Annotated in this window: 17 protein-coding genes and 1 pseudogene; 8 read left to right on the top strand and 10 right to left on the bottom strand. The window is 74.4% G+C overall.

Features of this window, described 5'->3' with window-relative positions; genetic code table 11:
• Positions 1-12: 12 nt before the first annotated feature.
• Both AC068A_RS29665 and AC068A_RS29670 read right to left on the bottom strand, forming a co-directional pair.
• Positions 13-1,434, bottom strand: a complete 1,422-nt coding sequence (locus AC068A_RS29665; RefSeq protein ID WP_478589337.1) for an NAD(P)/FAD-dependent oxidoreductase — start codon at positions 1,432-1,434, stop codon at positions 13-15.
• A 118-nt stretch (positions 1,435-1,552) separates the two neighbouring features.
• The gene (locus AC068A_RS29670) at positions 1,553-2,548 is read right to left on the bottom strand and encodes an NAD(P)/FAD-dependent oxidoreductase (protein WP_478589338.1); all 996 of its coding nucleotides are present in this window, start codon (positions 2,546-2,548) and stop codon (positions 1,553-1,555) included.
• A 258-nt stretch (positions 2,549-2,806) separates the two neighbouring features.
• On the opposite strand from AC068A_RS29670, the gene AC068A_RS29675 reads away from it, so the two are divergent.
• Complete coding sequence (locus AC068A_RS29675; protein WP_478589339.1) at positions 2,807-3,346, top strand: nucleotide triphosphate diphosphatase NUDT15; 540 nt, start codon at positions 2,807-2,809, stop codon at positions 3,344-3,346.
• A 56-nt stretch (positions 3,347-3,402) separates the two neighbouring features.
• Here AC068A_RS29675 and AC068A_RS29680 read toward each other — a convergent pair whose 3' ends face one another.
• From AC068A_RS29680 to AC068A_RS29690, 3 genes are all read right to left on the bottom strand, one after another.
• Entirely contained in the window at positions 3,403-5,511 is a 2,109-nt protein-coding gene (locus AC068A_RS29680) for an MDR family MFS transporter (RefSeq protein ID WP_478589340.1), read from the bottom strand.
• 36 nt (positions 5,512-5,547) lie between these two features.
• Positions 5,548-6,936: a 6-phospho-beta-glucosidase gene (locus AC068A_RS29685; protein ID WP_478589341.1), complete on the bottom strand. Its 1,389-nt coding sequence runs from the start codon at positions 6,934-6,936 to the stop codon at positions 5,548-5,550.
• Positions 6,937-7,031: 95 nt separating this feature from the next.
• Positions 7,032-8,018 carry a helix-turn-helix domain-containing protein gene (locus AC068A_RS29690; RefSeq protein ID WP_478589342.1) on the bottom strand — a complete coding sequence of 329 codons (987 nt, stop codon included), beginning with the start codon at positions 8,016-8,018 and terminating at the stop codon, positions 7,032-7,034.
• A 218-nt stretch (positions 8,019-8,236) separates the two neighbouring features.
• Here AC068A_RS29690 and AC068A_RS29695 point away from each other — a divergent pair, with 218 nt between their 5' ends.
• The 3 genes from AC068A_RS29695 (at position 8,237) to AC068A_RS29705 (ending at position 10,729) form a co-directional block, all read left to right on the top strand.
• Positions 8,237-8,905 (top strand): helix-turn-helix domain-containing protein, encoded by a 669-nt coding sequence (locus AC068A_RS29695; RefSeq protein WP_478589343.1) that lies wholly within the window; start codon positions 8,237-8,239, stop codon positions 8,903-8,905.
• Between the two features lie 85 nt (positions 8,906-8,990).
• A complete protein-coding gene (locus AC068A_RS29700; protein WP_478589344.1) occupies positions 8,991-9,548 on the top strand; it encodes a toxin-antitoxin system, toxin component in 558 nt (185 codons plus the stop codon).
• Positions 9,545-10,729, top strand: coding sequence for an MAB_1171c family putative transporter (locus AC068A_RS29705; RefSeq protein ID WP_478589345.1), 1,185 nt, complete (start codon positions 9,545-9,547; stop codon positions 10,727-10,729). The genes AC068A_RS29700 and AC068A_RS29705 overlap by 4 nt, the downstream gene beginning before the upstream one ends.
• A 75-nt stretch (positions 10,730-10,804) precedes the next feature.
• Here AC068A_RS29705 and AC068A_RS29710 read toward each other — a convergent pair whose 3' ends face one another.
• The 3 genes from AC068A_RS29710 to AC068A_RS29720 all read right to left on the bottom strand — a co-directional run bounded on the left by AC068A_RS29710 (position 10,805) and on the right by AC068A_RS29720 (position 12,707).
• Complete coding sequence (locus AC068A_RS29710) at positions 10,805-11,584, bottom strand: bestrophin-like domain (RefSeq protein ID WP_478589346.1); 780 nt, start codon at positions 11,582-11,584, stop codon at positions 10,805-10,807.
• 33 nt (positions 11,585-11,617) lie between these two features.
• Entirely contained in the window at positions 11,618-12,175 is a 558-nt protein-coding gene (locus AC068A_RS29715) for a hypothetical protein (protein WP_478589347.1), read from the bottom strand.
• A 112-nt stretch (positions 12,176-12,287) separates the two neighbouring features.
• A complete protein-coding gene (locus AC068A_RS29720) occupies positions 12,288-12,707 on the bottom strand; it encodes a DoxX family protein (protein ID WP_478589348.1) in 420 nt (139 codons plus the stop codon).
• A gap of 177 nt (positions 12,708-12,884) precedes the next feature.
• On the opposite strand from AC068A_RS29720, the gene AC068A_RS29725 reads away from it, so the two are divergent.
• Positions 12,885-14,237 (top strand): M20/M25/M40 family metallo-hydrolase, encoded by a 1,353-nt coding sequence (locus tag AC068A_RS29725; RefSeq protein WP_478589349.1) that lies wholly within the window; start codon positions 12,885-12,887, stop codon positions 14,235-14,237.
• Between the two features lie 161 nt (positions 14,238-14,398).
• Here AC068A_RS29725 and metG read toward each other — a convergent pair whose 3' ends face one another.
• Positions 14,399-16,114, bottom strand: coding sequence for a methionine--tRNA ligase (gene metG, locus AC068A_RS29730; RefSeq protein ID WP_478589350.1), 1,716 nt, complete (start codon positions 16,112-16,114; stop codon positions 14,399-14,401).
• Between the two features lie 564 nt (positions 16,115-16,678).
• Here metG and AC068A_RS29735 point away from each other — a divergent pair.
• Together AC068A_RS29735 and AC068A_RS29740 are read left to right on the top strand one after the other, a co-directional pair.
• Entirely contained in the window at positions 16,679-17,212 is a 534-nt protein-coding gene (locus tag AC068A_RS29735) for an RNA polymerase sigma factor (protein ID WP_478589351.1), read from the top strand.
• A 1,085-nt stretch (positions 17,213-18,297) separates the two neighbouring features.
• Positions 18,298-18,996: pseudogene (locus AC068A_RS29740) on the top strand (IclR family transcriptional regulator domain-containing protein); the annotation flags it as partial.
• A 623-nt stretch (positions 18,997-19,619) separates the two neighbouring features.
• Here the strand turns inward: AC068A_RS29740 and AC068A_RS29745 are convergent.
• Positions 19,620-20,471, bottom strand: a complete 852-nt coding sequence (locus AC068A_RS29745) for a LysR family transcriptional regulator (RefSeq protein ID WP_478589352.1) — start codon at positions 20,469-20,471, stop codon at positions 19,620-19,622.
• 202 nt (positions 20,472-20,673) lie between these two features.
• On the opposite strand from AC068A_RS29745, the gene AC068A_RS29750 reads away from it, so the two are divergent.
• Positions 20,674-21,698: bile acid:sodium symporter family protein (locus AC068A_RS29750; RefSeq protein WP_478589353.1), on the top strand; the 1,025-nt coding region annotated here is incomplete at its 3' end.

The following is a 21,698-nucleotide window of genomic DNA, read 5'->3' on the forward strand; positions in this document are numbered from 1 at the left end:
CCGCGGGCCGCCTCAGCCCGCCGTCAGCTTCTCCCACTCCGCCCGGTCCGGGCCCACCGCATTCGGCACGTAATCGGGCCGCGCCGCCAGCCAGCGCGCCACCCGCGCCCGGATCTCCGGGTCCGCGTACGCCCGCTCCGGCGGCTCCGCCAGATGCCGCACCCGCGCCCGGGCCCGCATCACCTCCGGATCCTCCAGGGCGCAGTCGAACAGCGCGGCCGTCTCCCGCGCCGCGCCCGTCCGGACGGCCCGTGTCGCGAACCGCTCCCCGATGGCCGCGTCCGCGACGACCTGGAAGTCGAACCACGGCTTCAGGGTGCGCACCGCCCACGCGTGGTGCTCGGCGGCGTACCGGGCCGACCGCGGCTCCCGCCCGGCGGTACGGGCGACCCGGAGCGCGGCCCACAGGGCCAGCGAGGTGCCCTGGCCCAGGGTCGGGTTGGTGTGGGTGATCGCGTCGCCGATCGGCACGAGCCCGGCCACCACCGGCCCCTGCTCGTCGACGAGCGCGCTCCACCGGTTGTCCAGGCTCGCCATGGCCAGTACGTCGGACAGCGGCTCGGCGCCCAGGTCCAGCCAGGCGGCCCCGGGCGGGAAGGCGCGGGCGGCGCTTTCGAAGAGGGCGGGGTCGCGCAGCGCCGAGCGGGTGCTGTCCCGGGTGTGGACGATCAGGGTCACGGCGAACACGCGGTTGTCGGCGGGGAACACGGCGCACCCGGCGAAGGGCCCGCCGGTCACCGCCCACGGGCGGCGCGGGCCCTCCTGCATCCCGGCGGGCAGCCGGTACCAGCGGCAGAAGTACGCCAGGCCGGTGCGGTGGCGTTCCACGACCGGCGGCCGGCAGCCCGCCGCGGCCAGCCAGCGCTCGGTGCCGCCGCGCCGGCCGGCCGCGTCCACGACGAGGTCCGCCGCGTACGTCCCGGCCTTGGTGGCCACCCCGGTGACGCGGACGGGGCCCGCCCCCGCGCCCGTTCCCGCCCCCGCGCCCGTGCCCGGCTCCGTCGTCAGCCCGGTCACCGGCTCCCCGTGCCGCAGGACGGCTCCCTCCTCGGCGCGCAGGGCCGTGAGCAGCGCGCTTTCCAGCACGATGCGGCGGGCCTGGAGCATGACCAGGTCCTCGTCGCCGGGCCGCGCGGGCGGGCGTACGTCGAACCAGTCGAGCTCGTGGCGCTCGCGGGCGCCGAGCCGCCGCATCTCCGCGTACACGTCGGGGAGTTCGTCGCGCAGGAGCGTGCGGGCGGCGCCGAGGAGGACGTGCGGCTGGGTGGCCTGCGGGACGGTGGGCCGGTGCCAGCCGAAGAAGTCCCGGTCGAGGGCCGTGCCGGGGGCACGGGTGTCCCGTTCGAAGAGTTCGACGGTGTGTCCGTGCCGGGCGGTGAGCAGCGCGGTCGCGAGCCCGCCGACTCCTCCGCCGATGACTGCCACATGTGCCATTGCGCGCCCCCCTGATCCCCGTGCCCCGCACTGCGACCCGGCGTTCCGTACGCCCGTCGGACCGCAGAGAGCCTGCGCGGAGCGGCCCCGGCCGAAACCCGCACACCAGTCCGATGCGTCACGCCCGGCCGCGGTTGCCCCGGTACGCCTCCAGGGCCAGCCGGGTCTCCTCCTCGATCAGGTCGGCGTTCACGGCCACCGCCGCACGCACCCCGGCGGCGGCCGCGGCCGCGAGCTGGTCGAGCGGGCTGGTGAGGTTGCCGGCCGCCCACACGCCCCGTAGCGCGGTGGCTCCGGTGGCCGGGTCCGCCTCCAGGCAGCTGCCGATCACCACCCCGTCCCGCTCGACTGCGGCCACGGGCAATCCCAGGCTGGCCGCGACACCGGCGCGGGCGGTGAAGCGCGGTGCGACCACCAGGGCCCGGCATGCCACGGATCCGCCGTCGGCCAGGGTCACCCCGGCCAGCTCGTCCCCGTCGGCGGTCAGACCGGTCACCTCGCCCTCCACCACGGCGACGCCGAGGGCCGCGAGAAGCTCCCGGTCCTCGGCGGCAGGCCGCCAGGTGTGGGCGAGCAGCGTGACCCGGTCGCTCCAGTTCCGCCACGTCTGTGCCTGGTGGACGGCGAGCGGCCCGGTGGCCAGCACCGCGATGGGCCTGTCGCGGACCTCCCAGCCGTGGCAGTACGGGCAGTGCAGCACGGTCCGTCCCCAGCGCTCCCGCAGCCCCGGCAGCTCCGGCAGCTCGTCCGCCAGTCCGGTGGCGAGCAGCAGCCGTCCGGCCCGGACCGCAGTGCCGTCGGCGCACCGCACGAGGAACCCGCCCTCCGCCGCCCGGTCGGCGGCGATGGCCGTGCCGGCCGCCCCGGATCGGATCCCGCCGCCGTACGCGGTCACCTCCGCCCGCCCCACGGCCAGCAGCTCCGCCGGGGCCGCCCCGTCCCGCCCGAGGTAGCCGTGCAGGTGGGCGGCGGGGGCGTTGCGGGGGCTGCCGGAGTCGAGCACCAGCACGGAGCGGCGGGCCCGGGCGAGGGTCAGTGCTCCGGCGAGTCCGGCGGCTCCGCCGCCCACGACGACCACGTCGAAGGTGCGTTCCGCTTCCGCAGTGTCGTTCATCGCCTCGTCCTCACGGTCGTGCAGGGGTGTTCCGTGCGACGAGCATGGGGCCGCACACGGCGGCGCGGCACATCCCGTTGCCGAACCGGCAAGATGATGCACGAGCGCGCCGGATCCACCGGCCGTCCATGTCGTGCGAAGAGAGACGAGGAGCAGCGGATGACACCCACCCCGCCCACACCGCCCATGCCTCCTGTACCCCCTGTACCCCCTGTGCCGCCCGTACCCTCTGTACCCCCCGTACCCCCTGTACCGCCCGTGCCGCCGGCCGCCACCCCCGGGCCGACCGCGGAGCGCCCCGAGCGGGTCGTCCCCCGGGCCAACGGCGTCGTCGGCGTCGGGCTCGTCGTGGCCGACTCCGCGGGCCGGGTGCTCCTCGGCCAGGCGCACGACGGCCGCTGGGAGCTGCCGGGCGGGAAGGTCGACCCCGGGGAGGGCTTCGAGCAGGCCGCGGCCCGGGAGCTGGCCGAGGAGACGAGCCTGCAGGTGGCCCCCGGGGACATCCGGATCCTCTCGGTCCGGATCGATGCGCAGTCCGGGGTCACCCGGCTGACCGCGGCGGCCGTCACCACCTCCGCCGAGGGGACGCCCGCGGTCACCGAGCCGCACAAGATCGTCCGCTGGAAGTGGTTCGCGCCGGCCGAGATCCCGCACGCCCTGTACGCGCCCTCGGCGGGGGTGCTGCGCACCTGGCGCCCCGAGCTGGCCCCGGCCCTGCCGCCCGTGTCGCCGTACGACTACCCGATGGCGGCCGCCGAGGCCGATGAGCCGGGGAATGCCGGCAAGGCGGGGGCATAGGGCGCCCGCAGCCCACACCCCGGCGCCCGCACACCGCCGCGCACCCCGCCGCCCGCCTACACCCCCGCCGGCGCCCGCTGTGCGAACGTGCCCTCGCGGAGGTCCTCCGCCAGCAGCCGCTTGGCGATGGCGTCCGCCGCGGCCCGCAGTTCCGCGCCGCTCGGCCGGCCGCGGTCCTTCTCCAGCTGGTCGCCCAGCCAGCGTGCCCACGCCTTCGAGATGACCGCTGCCTCCCGCTCCCCCGCCGCCGTCAGCGAGAGGAAGTGGCCCTCGCGGGTGAGGTAGCCCTCGTCCACCATCCGGTCGAAGACCGGCAGCAGGACCTCCGGCGGCACGGCCCGCCGCGAGGCGATCAGTCCGAGGCTGGCGTGGCCGACCGTCCGGGTCATCAGCTCGACCTGCATCACGGCCCAGGCGCCCGCCATGTCCAGCCGGGTGTCCGAGGTGGCCACGATCTCCCGGGCGGTCTCCGGCCCCATGGTGCGTACGAGCTTCCCGACGGCCAGTTCGAGCAGCTTGGCCGAGTCGCCGGAGGCGGTGGTCGGCGAGGCGAAGCCCTCGCCCATGTCGGTGGAGGCGGCACGGGCGCTGTCGCGCAGCCGCACCTCCTTGAGGAACAGCGCGACGACCAGCCCGATCGCCGCGACCGGCACCGTCCACAGGAAGACGGTGTGCAGCGCGTCCGCGTACGCGTCGACGACCGGCGCGGCCGCCTCCGGGGGAAGGCTGTGCACGCCTTTCGGGCTCTGCGCGGCCGCGGCGATCTGCGCCGGGTCGCCGCCGGTGGCCCGGGCCGCCTCCGCGACGGCCGCTTCGAGTTCCGGTCCGAGGCTGTTGGCGTAGATCGTCCCGAAGACCGCGGCCCCGAAGGAGCAGCCGAGCGTACGGAAGAACGTGACACCGGATGTGGCGGTGCCGAGGTCGGCGTAGTCCACGGTGTTCTGCACGGCGATCGTGAGCACCTGCATGCTCAGGCCGATCCCGGCGCCCAGGACGAACATGTACAGCGATTCCAGCCAGGCGGAGGTGCCCGGCCCCATCAGCGACAGCAGGAACAGCCCGATGCCCATGGCCAGGCAGCCGGTGATCGGGAAGATGCGGTAGCGCCCGGTCCTGCTGGTGACGTTGCCGCTGAAGACGGAGGCGAGCAGCAGGCCGAAGACCAAAGGCAGCGTCCGCACGCCCGACGCCGTGGCCGAGTCCCCGTCCACGTACTGGAGGTACGTCGGCAGGAAGGTCATCGCGCCGAGCATGGCGAAGCCGACGACGAAGCTGAGCACCGAGCACACCGTGAAGACGGGGTTGTGGAAGAGCCGCATCGGCAGCATCGGCTCCGCCGCCCGCGTCTCCGCCAGGCAGAACAGGGCCAGGGCCACCGCCCCGGCCGTGAAGAGGCCGAGGATGACGGTCGAGTTCCAGGCGTACTCGCTGCCGCCCCAGCTGGTGGCGAGGATCAGGGCGCTGGAGCCCACCGCGACCAGGGCGATGCCCGCGTAGTCGACGACCGGCCGCCCGGCGGCCCGTACGGAGGGGATCGTGCGGGCCGCCGCCGCCACGACCAGGATCGCGATCGGCACGTTGACGTAGAAGGCCCAGCGCCAGCTGAGGTGGTCGGTGAACAGGCCGCCGAGCAGCGGCCCGACGACGGTCGCGACGCCGAAGACGGCGCCGATGGCACCCTGGTACCTGCCGCGTTCGCGCAGCGGGATCACGTCGGCGATCAGGGCCATGGCGGTGACCATGAGGCCGCCGGCGCCGGCGCCCTGCACGCCCCGCCACACGATGAGCAGTGTCATGTTGCCGGCCAGGCCGCACAGGAACGAGCCGGTGATGAAGACGATCGCGGAGACCTGGAAGACCACTTTCCGGCCGAAGAGGTCGCCGAACTTGCCGACGAGCACGGTCGCGACGGTCTCGGCGAGCAGGTAGGAGGTCACCACCCACGACATGTGGTCGCCGCCGCCGAGGTCCGCCACGATCGTGGGCAGGGCGGTCCCGACGATCGTCTGGTCGAGTGCCGCGAGCAGCACGCCCAGCATGATCGTGCCGAAGACGACGTTGCGCCGCCGCCGGTCGAGCGCGGGGGGCGCCTCCGCGTCGCCGGTGGTCCGGGCGGGGGCTGTGGTCACATCTCGCACTCTCACAGCGGCCCCGCCCCGCCGCATGCGGCACGGGTCCGTACGGGGGACCCGGCCCCGGGATCAGCGCAGGTAGTCGAGGCCGGGGTGGGCGGCCGCGTACGCGTCGAGGAGCCGCCGGGCCACGCCGACCGAGTCGACCAGCGGGTGCAGGGCGAAGGCCTTGACCGCCTCGGCGCGGGAGCCGCCGGCGGCGGCCGCGAGGACGGCGCGTTCGACCGCTTTCACGGAGGTCACCAGCCCGACGGCGTGCAGCGGCAGCGGGTCCGCGGCCACCGGGTGGGCGCCGTTGGCGTCGACCAGGCAGGGCACCTCGATGACCGCCTCCCCGTCGAGCACGGACAGCGTCGAGCGGTTGCGCACGTTCAGGATGAGCGTGGTCCGCTCGTCGCGGGCGATGGCCCGCATCAGCGCGAGCGCGACCTCCTCGTAGCCGCCGGATCCGGACTCCCGGTCACTGTCGTCGCGCGCGCCGGCGCCGGCCGCCTCGCGGTTCTCCGCCATGTACGTGGCCTCGCGCTCGGCCCGGGTCCGGTCCCAGGCGGCCAACGCGGCCCCGGGCGGCAGCGCGTCCCGGCCGGCTTCGGCGTAGAAGCCGTGCTGCTGGTCGCGCAGGAAGGCCCCGCGGGTCTGCTTCGCCTCCTGGTACGCCCGTACGGTGTCACGGTTGAAGTAGTAGTAGTGCAGGTACTCGTTGGGGATCGCGCCGAGCGAGCGGAGCCAGTCGGCCCCGAAGAGCCGGCCCTCCTCGAAGGACCGGAGCGCTGCCGTGTCGGCCAGCAGCCGGGGGAGTTCGTCGCGGCCGCCGATGCGCAGGCCGCGCAGCCAGCCCAGGTGGTTGAGGCCGACGTAGTCGATCCAGGCGTCCTGCGGGCGGGCGCCCAGCACGCGGGCGACCCGCCGGCCGAGCCCCACCGGGGAGTCGCAAATGCCGATCACCCGGTCGCCGAGCACCTCGGCCATGGCCTCGGTGACCAGCCCGGCCGGATTGGTGAAGTTGATGACCCAGGCCTCGGGGGCCAGCCGGGCGACGGCGCGGGCGATGTCCCGCGCCACGGGCACGGTCCGCAGGCCGTACGCGATCCCGCCGGCGCCGACCGTCTCCTGGCCGAGCACGCCCTCGGCCAGGGCGACCCGCTCGTCCGCGGCGCGCCCGTCCAGGCCGCCGACGCGGATGGCGGAGAAGACGAAATCGGCCCCGCGCAGGGCCTCGTCCAGGTCAGTGGTGGTGGACACCGACGGGGCCGGGGCCGGGACCGCGCCCGGGCCGGCCGCGGTGCGGCGTGCGGCGGCCGCCTGGTCGGCGAGGACGCGGAAGACGGCGGTCAGCCGTGCCGGGTCCTCGTCGTACAGCGTCACATGGGATACCCGGCCTTCGGCCTGGTCGCCGAGCAGTGCTCCGTACACGAGCGGTACCCGGAACCCGCCCCCGCCGAGGATCGTCAGCCGCACGTCCTACCGCCCTTCAGCCAGTGCCGCCGCGGATGCCACGATCCGTGACATCCGGTCGGCGGTACACGAACGAGGGCTCCAGTGTCCCCTGCCGGTCAGTCCTCCAGCGCCGGCACGGCGCGCAGGCGCGGTCCCTTGCGGTGCGGCGCGACGCCGCCGCGGACGGGTCCGGATGCGGCTCCCTGCGGCGCCGAGAGGATCATGGTGATCCGGGTGAGTCCCATGGCGTCGAGCATGCGGCTCGATTCGGCCACGAGCCGGCACCGTACGAGGCCCTGCTGCGGGTCCCAGTGGCGCACGGTCCGCACGGCGCCGTCGCGCTCGGCGGCCTGGGCCCCGTGGGTGGCCAGCCAGTGCGGTACGCCGTACCGGTAGGCCGCCTCCATGAAGGGGTCGCGGGCCACCTCCTGGCGGATGCTGCGCAGGCCCTCGTCCTCCGGGGCGGCCTCCAGCGCCGCCGCGAACTGGGCCAGCAGCGGCACGCACCACGCCGGCTCGTGGTCCTCCAGAACGGCGGCCGCGTCCGGGTGGAACAGCACGAAGCGCAGGAAGTTGTCGTCCGGGAGGGCGGTGGGGTGGGGGCGCACCGCCTGGAAGAGCTTGTCGAACGCCGAGTTGGTGAGCGCGACGTCCCAGCGGTGGTCCACGAGGAAGCTGGGATGGGGCACTGCCTCCATGAGGGCCGCGTAGTCGCGCAGGTAGTCGCGCTGCGCGGGGTCATCGGGCAGCCGGTTCTCCTCGGCCGCCCGCCAGGTCGGCGGCGGGTCCCGGTCGACCATGACGCGGAAGAGCCAGAAACACTGCCGCTCGCTCATTTCCAGGGCCTCGGCCAGGGCGAGCAGCTTGCGGTCGGTCCATTCCTTGACCAGTCCGCGTTCCCAGTTTCCGTACGCGCGAACGCTTATGCGCAACCGTGCGGCGAGGTCTTCCTGACTCAGGCCCAGTTCCTCGCGGCGCTGGCGCAAAATCTCCTTGCGTCGCTCCGACCGCACTGCGCCGCGTGCAAACTCCTCGCCCGCCAGGCACTCCTCACCGGCGCGGGCGAGGCCATCGGACGGGCCCACCGCTGCGAGATGTAGCACCGAGAGCTCCCCCTCCTCACGGTCTGGATCTTCAATTTCCTCTGGCGATCCTGCTACCGACGTCATTCGAGTGTCAACTATCGTGGCAATTCCAGCCTCTTGACAGCTCATTCCCGCCACAGCTGTGGCAACTTCTGGCCCTGCGGCGGGAGAACGGCTAGATTCCAAAAGCCGACCACGTGCCCGAACCGACTCGCCGCGATCTAGGAGAACCACTGGTGACAGACGGCTTCCCGGCTCCCGTCGCGGTGGCCAACCCGTCCCTGGCAGCCACCGTCACGCGCGTCGCAGAACTCGCGGGCAAGATGGGCCGCGACCCGAACAAGGTCTTCGACCTGCGCCGCCTCTCCGAGGCCTCGGGCGTGCCCATGGACGTGGTGCGGAGCCTGCTGGACGGCAGGCCGGCCGGCGAGCCCTGTCTGCAGGCCCGTTTCCTCCAGCGGCTCGACCTGCTCCGCCGTACGAGGCTGAAGCCCAACGGCCGCCGCTACACCCAGCAGGAGATCGCCGACGGCGCCGGGATGTCGCGGCAGCAGGCCGGCGCGCTGATCAACGGCGACCGCCGGCCCACGATGGAGCACTGCGACGCGATCCAGCGCTTCTTCGGCGTCCACGCGGGTTTCCTCACGGCGCACGACGCGGACGCCCTCACCGACGCCCTGCTGCGCACCGAGCAGCAGCTCCTCCAGGACTACGCGGGCCGCGCGCGCGAGACCGCGCCCGCCCCGGCCTCCTCGGCCGGCGACCCCCTGGCGAGACTCCTCCAGAACCACGGGGTGCGGGGCATCGCCTGGCGCGCCGCGCAGCTGCCCAGCGACAAGCACCGCGACAAGGTCGCCGAGTGGCTGGACATGCTCCTCGAAAGCGTCAAACCGAACGATTCCTGATCCCGGCCCAGTCGACAGTCAGTTCTGAGTCTGGGTCTGTCTGATCCTTGAGTCCTGATCCGGATCCACGCCGACGGGGAGAACGGTGAGCATAGGCAGAGAGCAGCGACGGTTGTGCGGCGAGCTGGTGGCCGGCCTCCAGCTGACCGCGCCCGTGGAACCCGTGGACCTCTACGCCGCCCTCTGCGAGGGCATGAGCAGGATCCGCGGCCGCCGGGTCGACTTCCGGATCGCCGCGTTCCCACCCGGGACGGCGAGCGGCCTGTGGCTCGACATGGCCGACCGGGACCTGGTCATCGTCGAGGAGCGCACGGCCCCGGACCACCAGCTGGTGATCCTCGGCCACGAACTGTGGCACATGAAGGCCGGCCACTGCAGCCACCACGTCGACGGCGCCGCCGTCGCGGCCCGCCTGCTGTCCGACGAGGCCGACCTCGGCGAGACCGTACGGCGCGTGGCGGCGCGCACCCGCGCCGACGTCCGCGAGGAGACCGAGGCCGAGACCTTCGGCTTACTGCTGGGCAGTCGGTGCCGGACCTGGCTCGCCGGGTCGGCGAGCCACCGCGCACCCGCGCAGCGCGACCAGTTGGCGGGGCGCATCGAGGCCTCGCTCGGATACCGGGGGCACAGGAACGACCGTTGAACGGCCAGGACTACTACATCCCGGCAGCCGCGCTGGGCATCGCACTCGCCTTCAAACTGCCGGCGCTGCGCGACAACTGGCGCGACCCCCTGCTGCGCGCGGTGTGCTCCCTGCTGGTCCTGGCCGGATCGGTCTTCGCCTTCGCCGCCCCTCCCACCATCGCGGCGGTCAACGACCTGACCGGCGTCACCAACTTCTCCGCCCCGCTGGTGTACTGCCTGATCACCCTGTTCAGCGCCGCCTGCCTGGTACTGATCGTGAACTGGCGAGGCGGCCCCGCCGAGGTGACCCGGAGCATCTCGCGGCGGTGGATCGGCGGCTACTGCGGGGTCGTGGTGGTGCTCGTCGTGCTGTTCGCGATGGGCGAGGCGCCCGTCGAGCGGCTGCGCGACTTCGACACGTACTACGCCAACGAGCCCTACGTCCGCGAGATGATCGCCCTCTACCTGACGGCGCACCTGGTGGCGGCCGTGGTGATGGTGGCCATGTGCTGGCGCTGGTCCCTCCAGGTGCGCGGCTGGCTGAGGACCGGCCTGATGATCATCGTGGCGGGCTACGTCCTCAACCTCAGCTACGACGCGACCAAGATCACCGCGGTCGTCGCCCGCTGGACGGACCACGACCTCGACGACCTCAGCACGTACGTCGCCCCGCCGCTCGCCTCCCTGGGCGCGCTGATCAGCGCCATCGGCTTCGTCCTGCCCCTGGTCTGCCAGCGGCTGTCCGACCACTGGCAGACGTGGACGACCTACCGGCGGCTCGGGCCGCTGTGGGACGAAGTGCAGCCGTGCGCGCCCACCGGCACCCCGTGCGTGAAGATGTCGTGGTGGGCGCCGCCCGAGCTGCGCATGATCCAGCGCGAGTCGGACATCCACGACGCGTTCCTGCACCTGGGCCCGTACTTCGACGAACGGCAGCGGGAGCGCGCGTACGGGCTCGCCCTGGCCGGCGGATCGGACGAGGAGACCGCCCGGGCCGTCGGCGAGGCGGCCATGGTCGCCGCCGCCGTCCGGGCCCGCACCGCCGACCCGCAGGGGTCCGCCATCGACGGCGAGGAGGGCGCGGACGGCGCCGCCCGGGCCACGCCCGGCCCGAGGGACCTCGTCCGCGTCTCCCAGGCCCTGCGGGATTCGCCGGTCGTCGCGTGCGTGCGGCAGGGGACGGCCGGGGCGGTCTGCTGACCGACCGGGCGCCGGAGCCCGGCCCCCGCACCTGCGCCTGCGTCGGTGCCTGCGTCGTCGGCGGCGGCGCCCGTGTCAGCGAAGGGCGGCCGCCAGGGCGGCCTTCGGGAACAGGTCCTGGAAGGGGCCCGCGGAATCGATTCCCGCGCGGCCGTAGGGCGCGTCGAAGCTCCAGACCATGAACAGCAGGAACACGATCAGCGCGCTGAACAGGCCCGCCAGCAGCAGCTCGCGGCCGGAGCGGCGGATCTGGAGCGTGAAGATGAGGCCGACCGTCACCACACCGCCGGTCAGCAGCCCGAACCAGACCACGCTCGGCAGGGTCGACTCGTCGCTCTGCACCCGCGCGTGGCGGGCGTCGTCCGCGGCCGCGATGTGGTCCAGCAGCGGCTGGTAGGCCTGCGCCTGGAGCTCGGTGGCGGGGCTCTGGTGGGTGACGTCGCTGCGCAGCTTCGCCAGCAGCGCGGCGCCCTCCGGGCTGGCCGGCTCGCCCGAGGTCAGCCGCGGCCAGTCCACGGCGACGGTGTGGGCCACGTACGCGTCCACCTCGCCGCGGATCCGGTCGCGGACGGCGGCCGGGTAGACGTCGGCCCGCTGGCCGACCTCGTACAGCGCCTGCGCCTCGCGCCGCACGCTGTCCTCGGCGGCGCCGCGGGCCTCCCAGACGCCGGCGATCGCCAGGCCGAGCACGATCGCGTAGACCACACCCACCATCATCGTCATGTACTCGATGACGTCGGGTGTCTCGCTGGTGTCCTCGTCGGGGGCGACCCGGCGGTGCCGGATCACGGTGCAGGCGGAGACGAGGGCGCAGACGAGCGCCATGGCAATGGCCAGGATCAGCCATTCGGACACGAGGGTTCTCCCGTGGGTGGATCGGACAGGGGGTCAGCTGCTGCGGCTCTGGCTCTTCGACCGCGGGCGCAGTGCCGCCGCGGCGAGCACGGCCGGGGTGGTGACGACGGCCATGAGCATCACCGTGGACAGGCCGCCCGGCTCCCGCCGGTCCAGGGCCTGAGAGCGGTACGGGCGGACGTGGAAGGCGGAGACGCGCGCGGCCCCGGCTCCGTGCGCGGGCGGAGCCCCGGCCCCGGCAGGCGGCGGCTCGGCAGGCGGCGCGGGATCCGGCGCGGCTGCCCGGGGCTCCGCAGCCGCGGCCAGGGCCTTCGCCGCCGGCGATCCGGCCGGGGCTCCGACCGCCGGCGGCTCCGGAGCGGCGGCCTGCACCGGCCCCAGCCCGCGGTGGTGCACGGTCGGCCGGTCCGCGACGGGCGCGGCGGGCCGGACGGCGGGGGCCCGCGGAGGCCCCTCGGGCACGCACACGTCGGCCCGGGCACCGGCCCGGGCCGCGTGGCCGCCGCCACCGTCGGCGACGGCCACCTGGCCGTGCAGCGGCCAGAACACCGCCACCAGACCCGCCCCCGCGAAGTACTGCCAAGCGGTCACCGCGCATCCTTTCGTTCCGGAGCAGGAGTGAGGGTTCCGGCTGAAGAAACGATCACGGCACCGCTACGACACGCCGCAGCCGCCACAAGATCCCCCGACAGGGGGACCGGATTCAGCCCATCGAGAGCACCGGGCCGGTGACCACGAGACCGAGATCGCCGCCCGCGTGGGCGAAGAACGCGCACATCACCAGGGCCGCACCGCCCAGCGCGGTGTCCTTCAGGAACTGCACCCGCTCCGTCTGCCGGGCCTGCGGCTCCTGCTCCCGCCAGAAGCCGTGCATCAGCAGGGCCGTAGTGAAGCAGAACGCGGCGAGCAGCAGCGCCCCGATGTCGGCCCACAGGCCGACGGCCACGCTCACGGCACCGATCAGCAGGACGACGCCGCTGCCGGCCGTGGCGGCCACCGGCACCGGCACCCCGCGCGAGGCGGCGTATCCGGCCATCCCCTTGGTCTGGGTCAGGTGGCCGATGCCGGAGACGGCGAAGAGCAGGGCGAACAGGATGCGTCCGATGAGGACGAGAACGTCCATGGCGGCCTCCCAAGAGCACACGAACGACCGTGCATCGCGCCCGGCGCCTTCCCGTTCCGGCCTGGTTCACTCGTCCGGCGCAGCACCGGCCGCCGCCCGCCGACGCCCCGCCCCACGATCGGAAGGAACGAAACCCGCGGCCGGTGCGCGGGATCCGGCGGAAAGGGAAGGTGGCGGGTGGACCTCGAAGCGAAGGCCGACGCCCTGATGGACGGTTTGCGGGCCGATCTGGAACGGCTCGCCGCGATCCCGTCCGTCGCCTTCCCCGGCCATCCGACGGCGCCCGTGCTCGAGGCGCACGACCTCGTCGCCGCGCTGCTGCGCGACGCGGGCGTGCCGGTGGTGGAGCGGATCGAGCTCCCGGACACCGCGCCCGTCGTCTGGGGCGAGATCCCGCCGCCCGAGCCCGACGCTCCGACCGTGCTGCTGTACGGCCACTACGACGTGCAGCCGGCCGGGGACCCGGGCCTGTGGCTCTCGCCACCGTTCGAACCCACCCGCGTCCCCGGCGGTCTGCGGGCCCGGGGCATCGCCGACGACAAGTCGAACGTGATCGCCCAGGTGGGCCTGATCCGCCTGTACGGCGGCCGGCCCCCGGTCGGCCTCAAGGTGGTGATCGAGGGCCAGGAGGAGTACGGAAGCGCGTTCGACGCGTACCCGCCGACCGACCCGGAGCGGTTCGCCTGCGATGCGATGGTCATCGCCGACCTCGGCAACCTGCGGCCCGGCACCCCGACGCTGACCACGGGCCTGCGCGGGGCCGCCGAGCTCACCGTGGAGGTGCGCACCCTCGCCGAGCCGCGGCACAGCGGGGAGTTCGGCGGAGCGGCACCCGACGCGCTGCTGGTGCTGCTGCACGCGCTGGCGAGCCTGCACGACGCGAACGGCGACGTGGCGGTGCCCGGCCTGCGGCGCGATCCGTGGGACGGGGCCGAGTTCGGCGAGGAGGAGTTCCGCGACCTGGCCGCGGTCCACGACGACGTGCCGCTGCTCGGCAGCGGCCCGCTCGGCGAACGGCTGTGGAGCGGCCCCGCGATCACCGTCATCGGGCTGGACGCGCCCGCCGTGGACCACGCCGCCTCGGCCGTCGTCCCGTACGCCAGGGCCAGGCTGAACCTGCGCTTCCACCCGCACCAGGACCCGCGCAGCGCCCTGGACGCCCTGGCCCGGCACCTGCTCGCGCAGCGCCCGTTCGGCGTACCGCTCACGGTCACCCCGGGCGACACCGGCCCCGGCTTCGAGGCGCGCACGGGCGGGCCCGCGTACCGGGCCGCGCTCACCGCGCTCGAGGAGGCGTGGGGCACCCCGGCCTCGTACGTGGCCTCGGGCGCCTCGATCCCGCTGGTGAACGGCCTCGCCCGGGCCGCACCGCAGGCCGAGGTGCTGCTGTTCGGGGCGCAGGACAGCATGTGCAACCTGCACGCACCCAACGAGCGGGTGCTGCTGTCGGAGCTGCGCAACACGGTGGTGGCGATGGCCGCCTTCGTACGGGAGTACGCGGCGGACTACCGCGCGGCGACCCGGCGGTGACGGCCCGGCGGTGACGTCCGCCGGGCGCGCCGGCGAACGGCGGCCGCGTGCCCGGCATGCGCGAGGGGCGCGCCCCGTTCGCGGATCGCGCCCCTCGCCCGGTCCTGTCGGCCGTCGGGCCGTAGGGCCATCGGACTGTCGAACGTCGGACCGTCAGGCCGTCAGCCCGCCTCGGCGCCGCCGAAGCGCTCGCGGTAGGACTCCAGGTCCTCCTCGCTGATCTTCGCGAAGAGCACCGGCGGCACGGTGAACGGCGTACCCGCCGGGACCGCGTCCAGGGCCTTGGCCTGCTCCGGGGAGACCCAGGCGGCCGTGTCGTCGGCGAGCCGGAACGCCGAGCGCATGGCGCGCGCCGAGGCGGGGATGAACGGCTCGGAGACCACCGAGTAGAGGTGGATGAGGTTCATCGCGGTGCGCAGGGTGAGCGCCGCGCCCTCCTGGTCGGTCTTGATCTCCAGCCAGGGGGCCTTCTCCTCCAGGTAGGAGTTGCCGGCCGACCACAGGGCGCGCAGGGCGGCCGCGGCCTTGCGGAACTGGAGGGCGTCCATGTGGCCCTCGTACTCCGCGAGGAGCTCCGCGATCTGCTCGCCGAGCCGGGCCTCGGCCTCGCCGGCATCCTTGCCCGCCGGCACGTCGTCGCCGAAGCGCTTGCGCGAGAACGACAGCACGCGGTTGACGAAGTTGCCGAGGGTGTCGGCGAGGTCCTTGTTGACCGTGGCGGTGAAGTGCTCCCACGTGAAGGACGAGTCGTCGGACTCGGGCGCGTTGGCGATCAGGAAGTAGCGCCAGTAGTCGGCCGGGAGGGTCTCCAGCGCCTGGTCGGTGAAGACGCCGCGCCTCTGCGAGGTGGAGAACTTGCCGCCGTAGTAGGTCAGCCAGTTGAAGGCCTTGACGTAGTCGACCATCTTCCAGGGCTCGCGCACGCCGAGCTCGGTGCCGGGGAACATCACCGTGTGGAACGGGACGTTGTCCTTGGCCATGAACTGCGTGTACCGGACGTCCTGGGCCTCGAACCACCAGGACTTCCAGTCGCGGGCGGCCGGGTCGAGGTCCGACCACTCCTTCGTCGCGCCGATGTACTCCACGGGCGCGTCGAACCAGACGTAGAAGACCTTGCCCTCCGCGGCCAGGTCGGGCCAGGTGTCGGCCGGGACCGGGACGCCCCAGTCGAGGTCGCGGGTGATCGCGCGGTCGTGCAGGCCCTCGGTCAGCCACTTGCGGGCGATGGAGGAGGCCAGCTGCGGCCACTCCGCCTCGTACTGGGCGACCCAGGCCTCCACCTCGTGCTGGAGCTTGGACTGGAGGAGGAAGAGGTGCTTGGTCTCGCGGACCTCCAGGTCGGTGGAGCCGGAGATCGCCGAGCGCGGGTCGATCAGGTCGGTCGGGTCGAGCACGCGGGTGCAGTTCTCGCACTGGTCGCCGCGGGCCTTGTCGTAGCCGCAGTGCGGGCAGGTGCCCTCGACGTAGCGGTCCGGCAGGAAGCGGCCGTCGACCGGCGAGTAGACCTGCCGGATCGCGCGCTCCTCGATGAAGCCGTTCTTCTGCAGCTGCCGCGCGAAGTGCTGGGTGATCTCGCGGTTCTGCTCCGAGGAGCTGCGGCCGAAGTAGTCGAAGGACAGCTCGAAGCCGTCGTAGACCGCCTTCTGGGCGTCGTGGGCCTGCGCGCAGAAGGCGGCGACGGAGAGGCCGGCCTCCTTGGCGGCGAGCTCGGCGGGGGTGCCGTGCTCGTCGGTGGCGCAGATGTACAGGACGTCGTGGCCGCGCTGGCGGAGGTACCGGGAGTACACATCCGCCGGAAGCATCGACCCGACCATGTTGCCCAGGTGCTTGATCCCGTTGATGTACGGAAGCGCGCTGGTGATCAGGTGTCGAGCCATCCTCGGATGCTCCATTTCATGTATGCGGTTGCAGCGTTCGAGCCGTGACGGATTGTGATGGGGTCATCGTATCGAACCGTCGAAAGGTCACGCGCCCGCATTTCGCCGGGTGGACGTAACGCAAAAGCGAGGGTTGTGACCTCTGCGTCACGGCCCTCGCCATGGGGTCATGCTACAGCCGGGACGCGATCGGCTCGGACCGGGCCCGGCACGGCTCCGGCGGGGTCCTCCCCGGCCGTCCCCCGGCCCTGGCCCGCGGCCCTGGCGTAGCCGTGGCGCGACCCTGGCGCGGCCTGGCGCATCCCCGGCGCGACCAGGCGTCTTCCCGTGTCGGGGGCATATGCGTACGTACCGGCTGCGGCGGCGCACGGTCGAAGTCTGTCAGCGGCCGGTCATCACCGAAGGTAATCCTCCACCTTCCTCCTTCTGCGCCCCGCGTGCGCGCCCGCGCTGTCAGTCTTGCCGCGCACAGGGATGAGGTGAGGTGGAGCGGTGAGCGATGGGGGACCTGAGGAATCCGGCGGGGCGGTGGGGCTGCCCAGCCGGCGGCGACGGCCGACGCCCATGAGCCAGTGGAACCCGACGGCACGCCTGTCCTACTGGGCCTTCCACGCCAACCGGAGGCCCTCGTACATGCGCTTCGCGTATCTGCAGCTGGGCTCCGACTCGGCCGCCGAGGACGCGGTGGACGCGGCCTTCGACTCGATCATGAACGAGTGGTTGCGCATGCTTCACATGGACCGGCTCGACGCCTACGCCTGGACCATCCTCAAGCAGCGGCTGGTCGACCGGCAGGGGCTGCGCGGCACCCGGCCCGACCCCATGCCCGACCCCATGGACATCAGCGCCTTCGAGGCCGCCCTCAAGGAGGCCGCCGCCGACCGGTACGAGGTCCTCACGGACACGATCCGCTTCTATTCCGCCGTGTCCCGGCTCGCCGAGCGCCAGCGTGACGCCGTGCTGCTGCGCTACGGGCTCCAGTGCACCCCCGGGGAGGCCGCCTCCGTGATGGGCGTCGACGAGGCCACCGTCCGCTCGCAGCTCGGCCAGGCCCACCGGCGGCTCGCCCGCCTGCTCGACACCTCCGCCGAATCATGAGGCGGCGCGAGGGCGACGAGGAGCCAGGCCGGGGGGCCGCCGCCCGCCGCTCCCTGGACGAGTTCCTGGCCCGGGCGAGCGTCCGCGACCGGTACCCGCACTACGACCTCGGCGCGGCCGAGGCACGGCTGCTGCGCACTGCGCGCCGCAAGGGCGCCTCGGCCCCGGCCGGGCGGCGGGCCCCCGGGTGGAGCGACCCCGCGCGGGACCGCCCGCTCGACTCCGAGCGGGCCCGGCGGGACCTGAAGGCCGTCTGCCTGGCCGTGGTGTGCGCGCCCGGGGCCGAGGCGCAGCTCGCCGCGTTCCTGGCCAGCGCGCACACCGACCTGGCCGGCGCCGTCGTCTTCGGCTGCCTGCTGCACCTGGCCGGGCTGCGCGAGGGGGCCCGGTTCTGGTGGCAGTTCGCCGCCGGCTCCGGGCGCGCCCGGACCGCACCGGCCGCCTACTGCCTCTTCCTCGACCACTCCCGGCGCGGCGAACACCACGACGCCCGGGTCTGGGCGCGTGAGCTGGGCCCGCGCGGCTACCGCCCGAGCGGGCGGCGGGACCTGCGCGAGGTGCGGCTGTGCGCGCAGGCGGCCGTCCTGCGGCACGTCGACCAGCGCGACGATCCCGACCTGGGCGCGGTGCCGCTGCCGAAGCCGGGGCTGCCGGCCGTGCTCTCCGGTTTCCGCCCACCGCCGACGTCGGCGGCGGCGGGCGGGGCGGACCGGGGGTCGGGGAGCGCGCCGGGGGCGGATGCGGGGTCGGCGCCGGGCGCGGGGGCCGGTTCCGAGACCAGGTCGGCGCCCGGCGCGGGGGCCGGTTCCGAGACCAGGTCGGCGCCCGGCGCGGGGGCCGGTTCGGAGACCAGGTCTGGGACGGGGGCAGGTTCCGAGACTGCTTCGGAGACGGGGTCGGAGGCAGAAGCGGAGGCGGCGCTCGGCGGCCCGGCGGCACCGGGTGTCGGGCCGCCGCGGGATCCCCTGCTGCCCCGCGATCCCCGGGAGCCCCGGACGGCCCGCGGCGGCACGCGCGGCGGCGGCCGCGCCGGCCGGGCGCCGACGGGCGGCTCCGGCGAGGCCCTCGCCGCGGCCCGCCGCGCGCTGGCCGTCGTGCGGGTCCTGGAGAAGCACCCGCTGGGAGTGCGGGCCGGCCAGCTGGCCCGGGAGTCCGCGCTGGCCGAGGAGGAGCTCCGGCCGCTGCTGGCGATGCTGTGCGAGGAGGAGTACGCGTACCGGCCCGGCGAGGACGTGTACGCGCGCGGGCCCGCCCTCGACCGGCTCGCCTCCCTGGGCGGCCGCGGGCTGGCCGGGCAGCTCCAGCGGACCCTGGCACTGGCACGGGACAGCGCCGGGGCCGCCGTGTACCTGAGCCGGTACGCCGACGGCGAGGTCCGGATCACGCAGATGGCCGACGGGCCCGGGACCCCGCCCGTGCAGGAGTGGGTGGACTTCCGGGATGCCGCGCACGCCAGCGCGGTCGGCAAGTGCCTGCTGACCCAGTTGGGCCCCGACCTGCGCCACGACCACGTCGCCCGGCACCGGCCCGCGCGGCTCACGGCCCGGACCATCACCGACAGCCGGGCGCTGTTCTCCGCCCTGGACGCGGTGGCTCCGGGCGCGCCGGTGTTCGACCTGCGCGAGTACTCCTCCGGCGTGGTGTGCTCCGCCGTCCCCATCGCCACGGGCGGCGCCGCCGGGAGTCTCGCGCTGTCCCTGCCCGCACCCCATGCCCACCGGCTGTACGAGGCGACCGAGGCCCTGCGCCGCAAGGCCGTTCCGGTCCTGCTCGCCCTGCTCCTGGCGGGCGCGATCCCGCCGGACGCACCCGAAACCCCGGCCCCGGCGGACCCGGCGGTTCCGGCCGACGCGTCCGCCGGGGCCGGTGCCGCGGCCCGTGCCGCGGCGGCGCCCGGGGCCCCCGCGGGGACAGGGGCCTCCGGGCGGTCCGCGGCGGCCGGGCCCGACGGCACCCCGCCCGAGGCCCCTCGGCCCGGGCCGAACGCCGCCCCGGCCGTCCCGGTCGTCCCGACCGTCTCAGCCGTTTCCGGGGTCTCCGCGGGCTCCGCATTCTCTGCAGTCACCACGGTCACCGCGGAGACCCTGCGCCACCTGCGCAGCCTCTTCCGCACCCCGCTGGCCGGGGCCACGGCCTCCGCGGCCGGCCCGCACCTGGTCAGCGACAGCGCGTCGGAGGCGGCGTACCTCTTCGACGCCGCCCCCGACGACACCGGCCCGCCCCGCATCGCCCTGCCCCACACCCTCGCCCCGCTCACGCCGGGCAGCCTCCGGACCCACGACGGGCTGGTGGTCCTCGGCACCTGAGACGGACGGACGGAGGTACGCGTCAGCCGGCGGGGGCGCGCGTCATCGGCGGGCGTACGCGTCAGCCGGCGGGCGTACGCGTCAGCCGGCGGGCGTACGCGTCAGCCGGCGCGGCTGAGGCGGTCCGCGCCCGAGAGGATCGCCGCCGCCAGCGCCTCGGCGGACGCCGAGACCTGCTCCCCGCGGAGCAGGGCGAACTCCACCGAGCCCAGGTCCGGCAGCCCCGGCACCCGGACCAGGCCGGGCGGGATCAGCCCACGGGTGTGGGCCATGACGCCCAGCCCGGCCCGAGCGGCGGCGATCAGGCCGTTCAGGCTGCCGCTCGTACAGGCGATCCGCCACTCCCGCCCGTCCCGTTCCAGGACCTCCAGCGCGCGGGCCCGGGTGATCCCCGGCGGCGGGAAGACGATCAGCGGTACCGGCCGTTCCGGGTCCACCCGCAGTCCCTCGGCGCCGATCCACACCATCCGGTCCCGCCACACCAGCCGGCCCCGCTCGTCCCCCGGCCCGCGCCGCTTCGCCAGGACGAGGTCCAGCCGGCCCGCGTCGAGCCGCTCGTGCAAGGTCCCGGAGAGCTCGACCGACAGCTCCAGGTCGACCTCCGGGTGCTCGTGGCGGAAGCCCTCGAGGATCTCCGGCAGCCGGGTCAGCACGAAGTCCTCCGACGCCCCGAAGCGCAGCCGCCCCCGCAGCCGGGTGCCGGTGAAGTAGGCCGCCGCCCGTTCGTGGGCCTCCAGGATGGTCCGGGCGAAGCCGAGGAGCGCCTCGCCGTCCTCCGTCAGCTCCACGCTGTGGGTGTCCCGCAGGAAGAGCGGGCGCCCCGTCGCCTCCTCCAGCCGGCGTACGTGCTGGCTGACCGTGGACTGGCGTACGCCGAGCCGCCCGGCGGCCTGGGTGAAGCTGAGCGTCTGGGCGACCGTGAGGAACGTACGCAGCTGGACCGGGTCGTACATGGCCCCATGGTGGCACGGCCATCACGGATCGCGATGGCAGTCAGAGCGGTGTACGGGTTTCCCGATGGCCGGGCGCCGACAGACCATGAAGTGCGAAGCAGGCACGCCGAAGCACCGCACGCCGAAGCTGCGTGCACCAGCCCGCAGGCCTCCCGGTACCCCCTGCACCCGTTCCGCCTCCCAGAGCAAGTGAGCCCCGTACATGCGCCGCCCGCACCTGCCCGCCCGGCTGCCCCTGGACCCGTACGTACTGGCCCTCCTCGGCACCGTCGGCCTCGCCGCACTGCTCCCGGCCCGCGGCACGGCCGCCACCGTCGCCGGGGGCGCCGCCACCGCGGCCGTGGCGCTGCTGTTCTTCCTCTACGGGGCCCGGCTCTCCACCCGCGAGGCCCTGGACGGGCTGCGCCACTGGCGGCTCCACCTCACCGTGCTGGTCTGCACCTTCGTGCTCTTCCCGGTCCTCGGCCTCGCCGCGCGCGCCCTGGTCCCGACCGTGCTGACGCCGCCGCTCCACGGCGGGCTGCTCTTCCTCTGCCTGGTCCCGTCCACCATCCAGTCCTCCATCGCCTTCACCTCGATCGCCCGCGGCAACGTGCCCGCCGCCCTCTGCGCCGGCTCGTTCTCCAGCCTCGCCGGGATCCTCCTCACCCCGCTGCTCGCCGCCGGGCTGCTCGGCGGCGGCACCGGCGGGTTTTCCTCCGGCTCCGTGCTGAGGATCGCCCTCCAGCTCCTGCTGCCGTTCCTCCTCGGGCAGGCGCTGCGCCCGCGCATCGGCGGCTTCCTGGTGCGGCACAAGGCGGTGCTGGGGTACGCCGACCGGGGCTCGATCCTGCTCGTCGTGTACACCGCGTTCAGCGCGGGCATGGCCGCGGGCATCTGGCACCGGGTCAGCGCCCTGCGGCTGGGCGCGCTGCTGGCGGTGGAGGCCGTACTGCTGGCCACCATGCTGCTGGTGACCTGGTACGGGGCGAAGCGGCTCGGGTTCGGCCGGGCGGACCGGATCGCCATCCAGTTCGCCGGGTCGAAGAAGAGCCTGGCGGCCGGACTCCCCATGGCGAGTGTGCTGTTCGGGGCCCAGGCGAGCCTTGCGGTGCTGCCGCTGATGCTCTTTCACCAGATGCAGCTGATGGTGTGTGCGGTGCTGGGGGGGGGGGGGGGGGGGGGGGGGGAGGGGGGGGGGGGGGGGGAAACACCCGACAGGAATGTGGCGGAGGGGTGCCGCGGGCC

The organism is Streptomyces sp. NPDC043854 (genome assembly GCF_056436005.1).

Excerpts from the sequence above, each read along its gene's own strand:
- AC068A_RS29665 (WP_478589337.1), bottom strand. The coding sequence starts at position 1,434 with ATGGCACATGTGGCAGTCATCGGCGGAGGAGTCGGCGGGCTCGCGACC.
- AC068A_RS29670 (WP_478589338.1), bottom strand. The coding sequence starts at position 2,548 with ATGAACGACACTGCGGAAGCGGAACGCACCTTCGACGTGGTCGTCGTG.
- AC068A_RS29680 (WP_478589340.1), bottom strand. The coding sequence starts at position 5,511 with ATGCGGCGGGGCGGGGCCGCTGTGAGAGTGCGAGATGTGACCACAGCC.
- AC068A_RS29720 (WP_478589348.1), bottom strand. The coding sequence starts at position 12,707 with ATGGACGTTCTCGTCCTCATCGGACGCATCCTGTTCGCCCTGCTCTTC.
- metG (WP_478589350.1), bottom strand. The coding sequence starts at position 16,114 with ATGGCTCGACACCTGATCACCAGCGCGCTTCCGTACATCAACGGGATC.
- AC068A_RS29735 (WP_478589351.1), top strand. The coding sequence starts at position 16,679 with ATGAGCCAGTGGAACCCGACGGCACGCCTGTCCTACTGGGCCTTCCAC.
- AC068A_RS29745 (WP_478589352.1), bottom strand. The coding sequence starts at position 20,471 with ATGTACGACCCGGTCCAGCTGCGTACGTTCCTCACGGTCGCCCAGACG.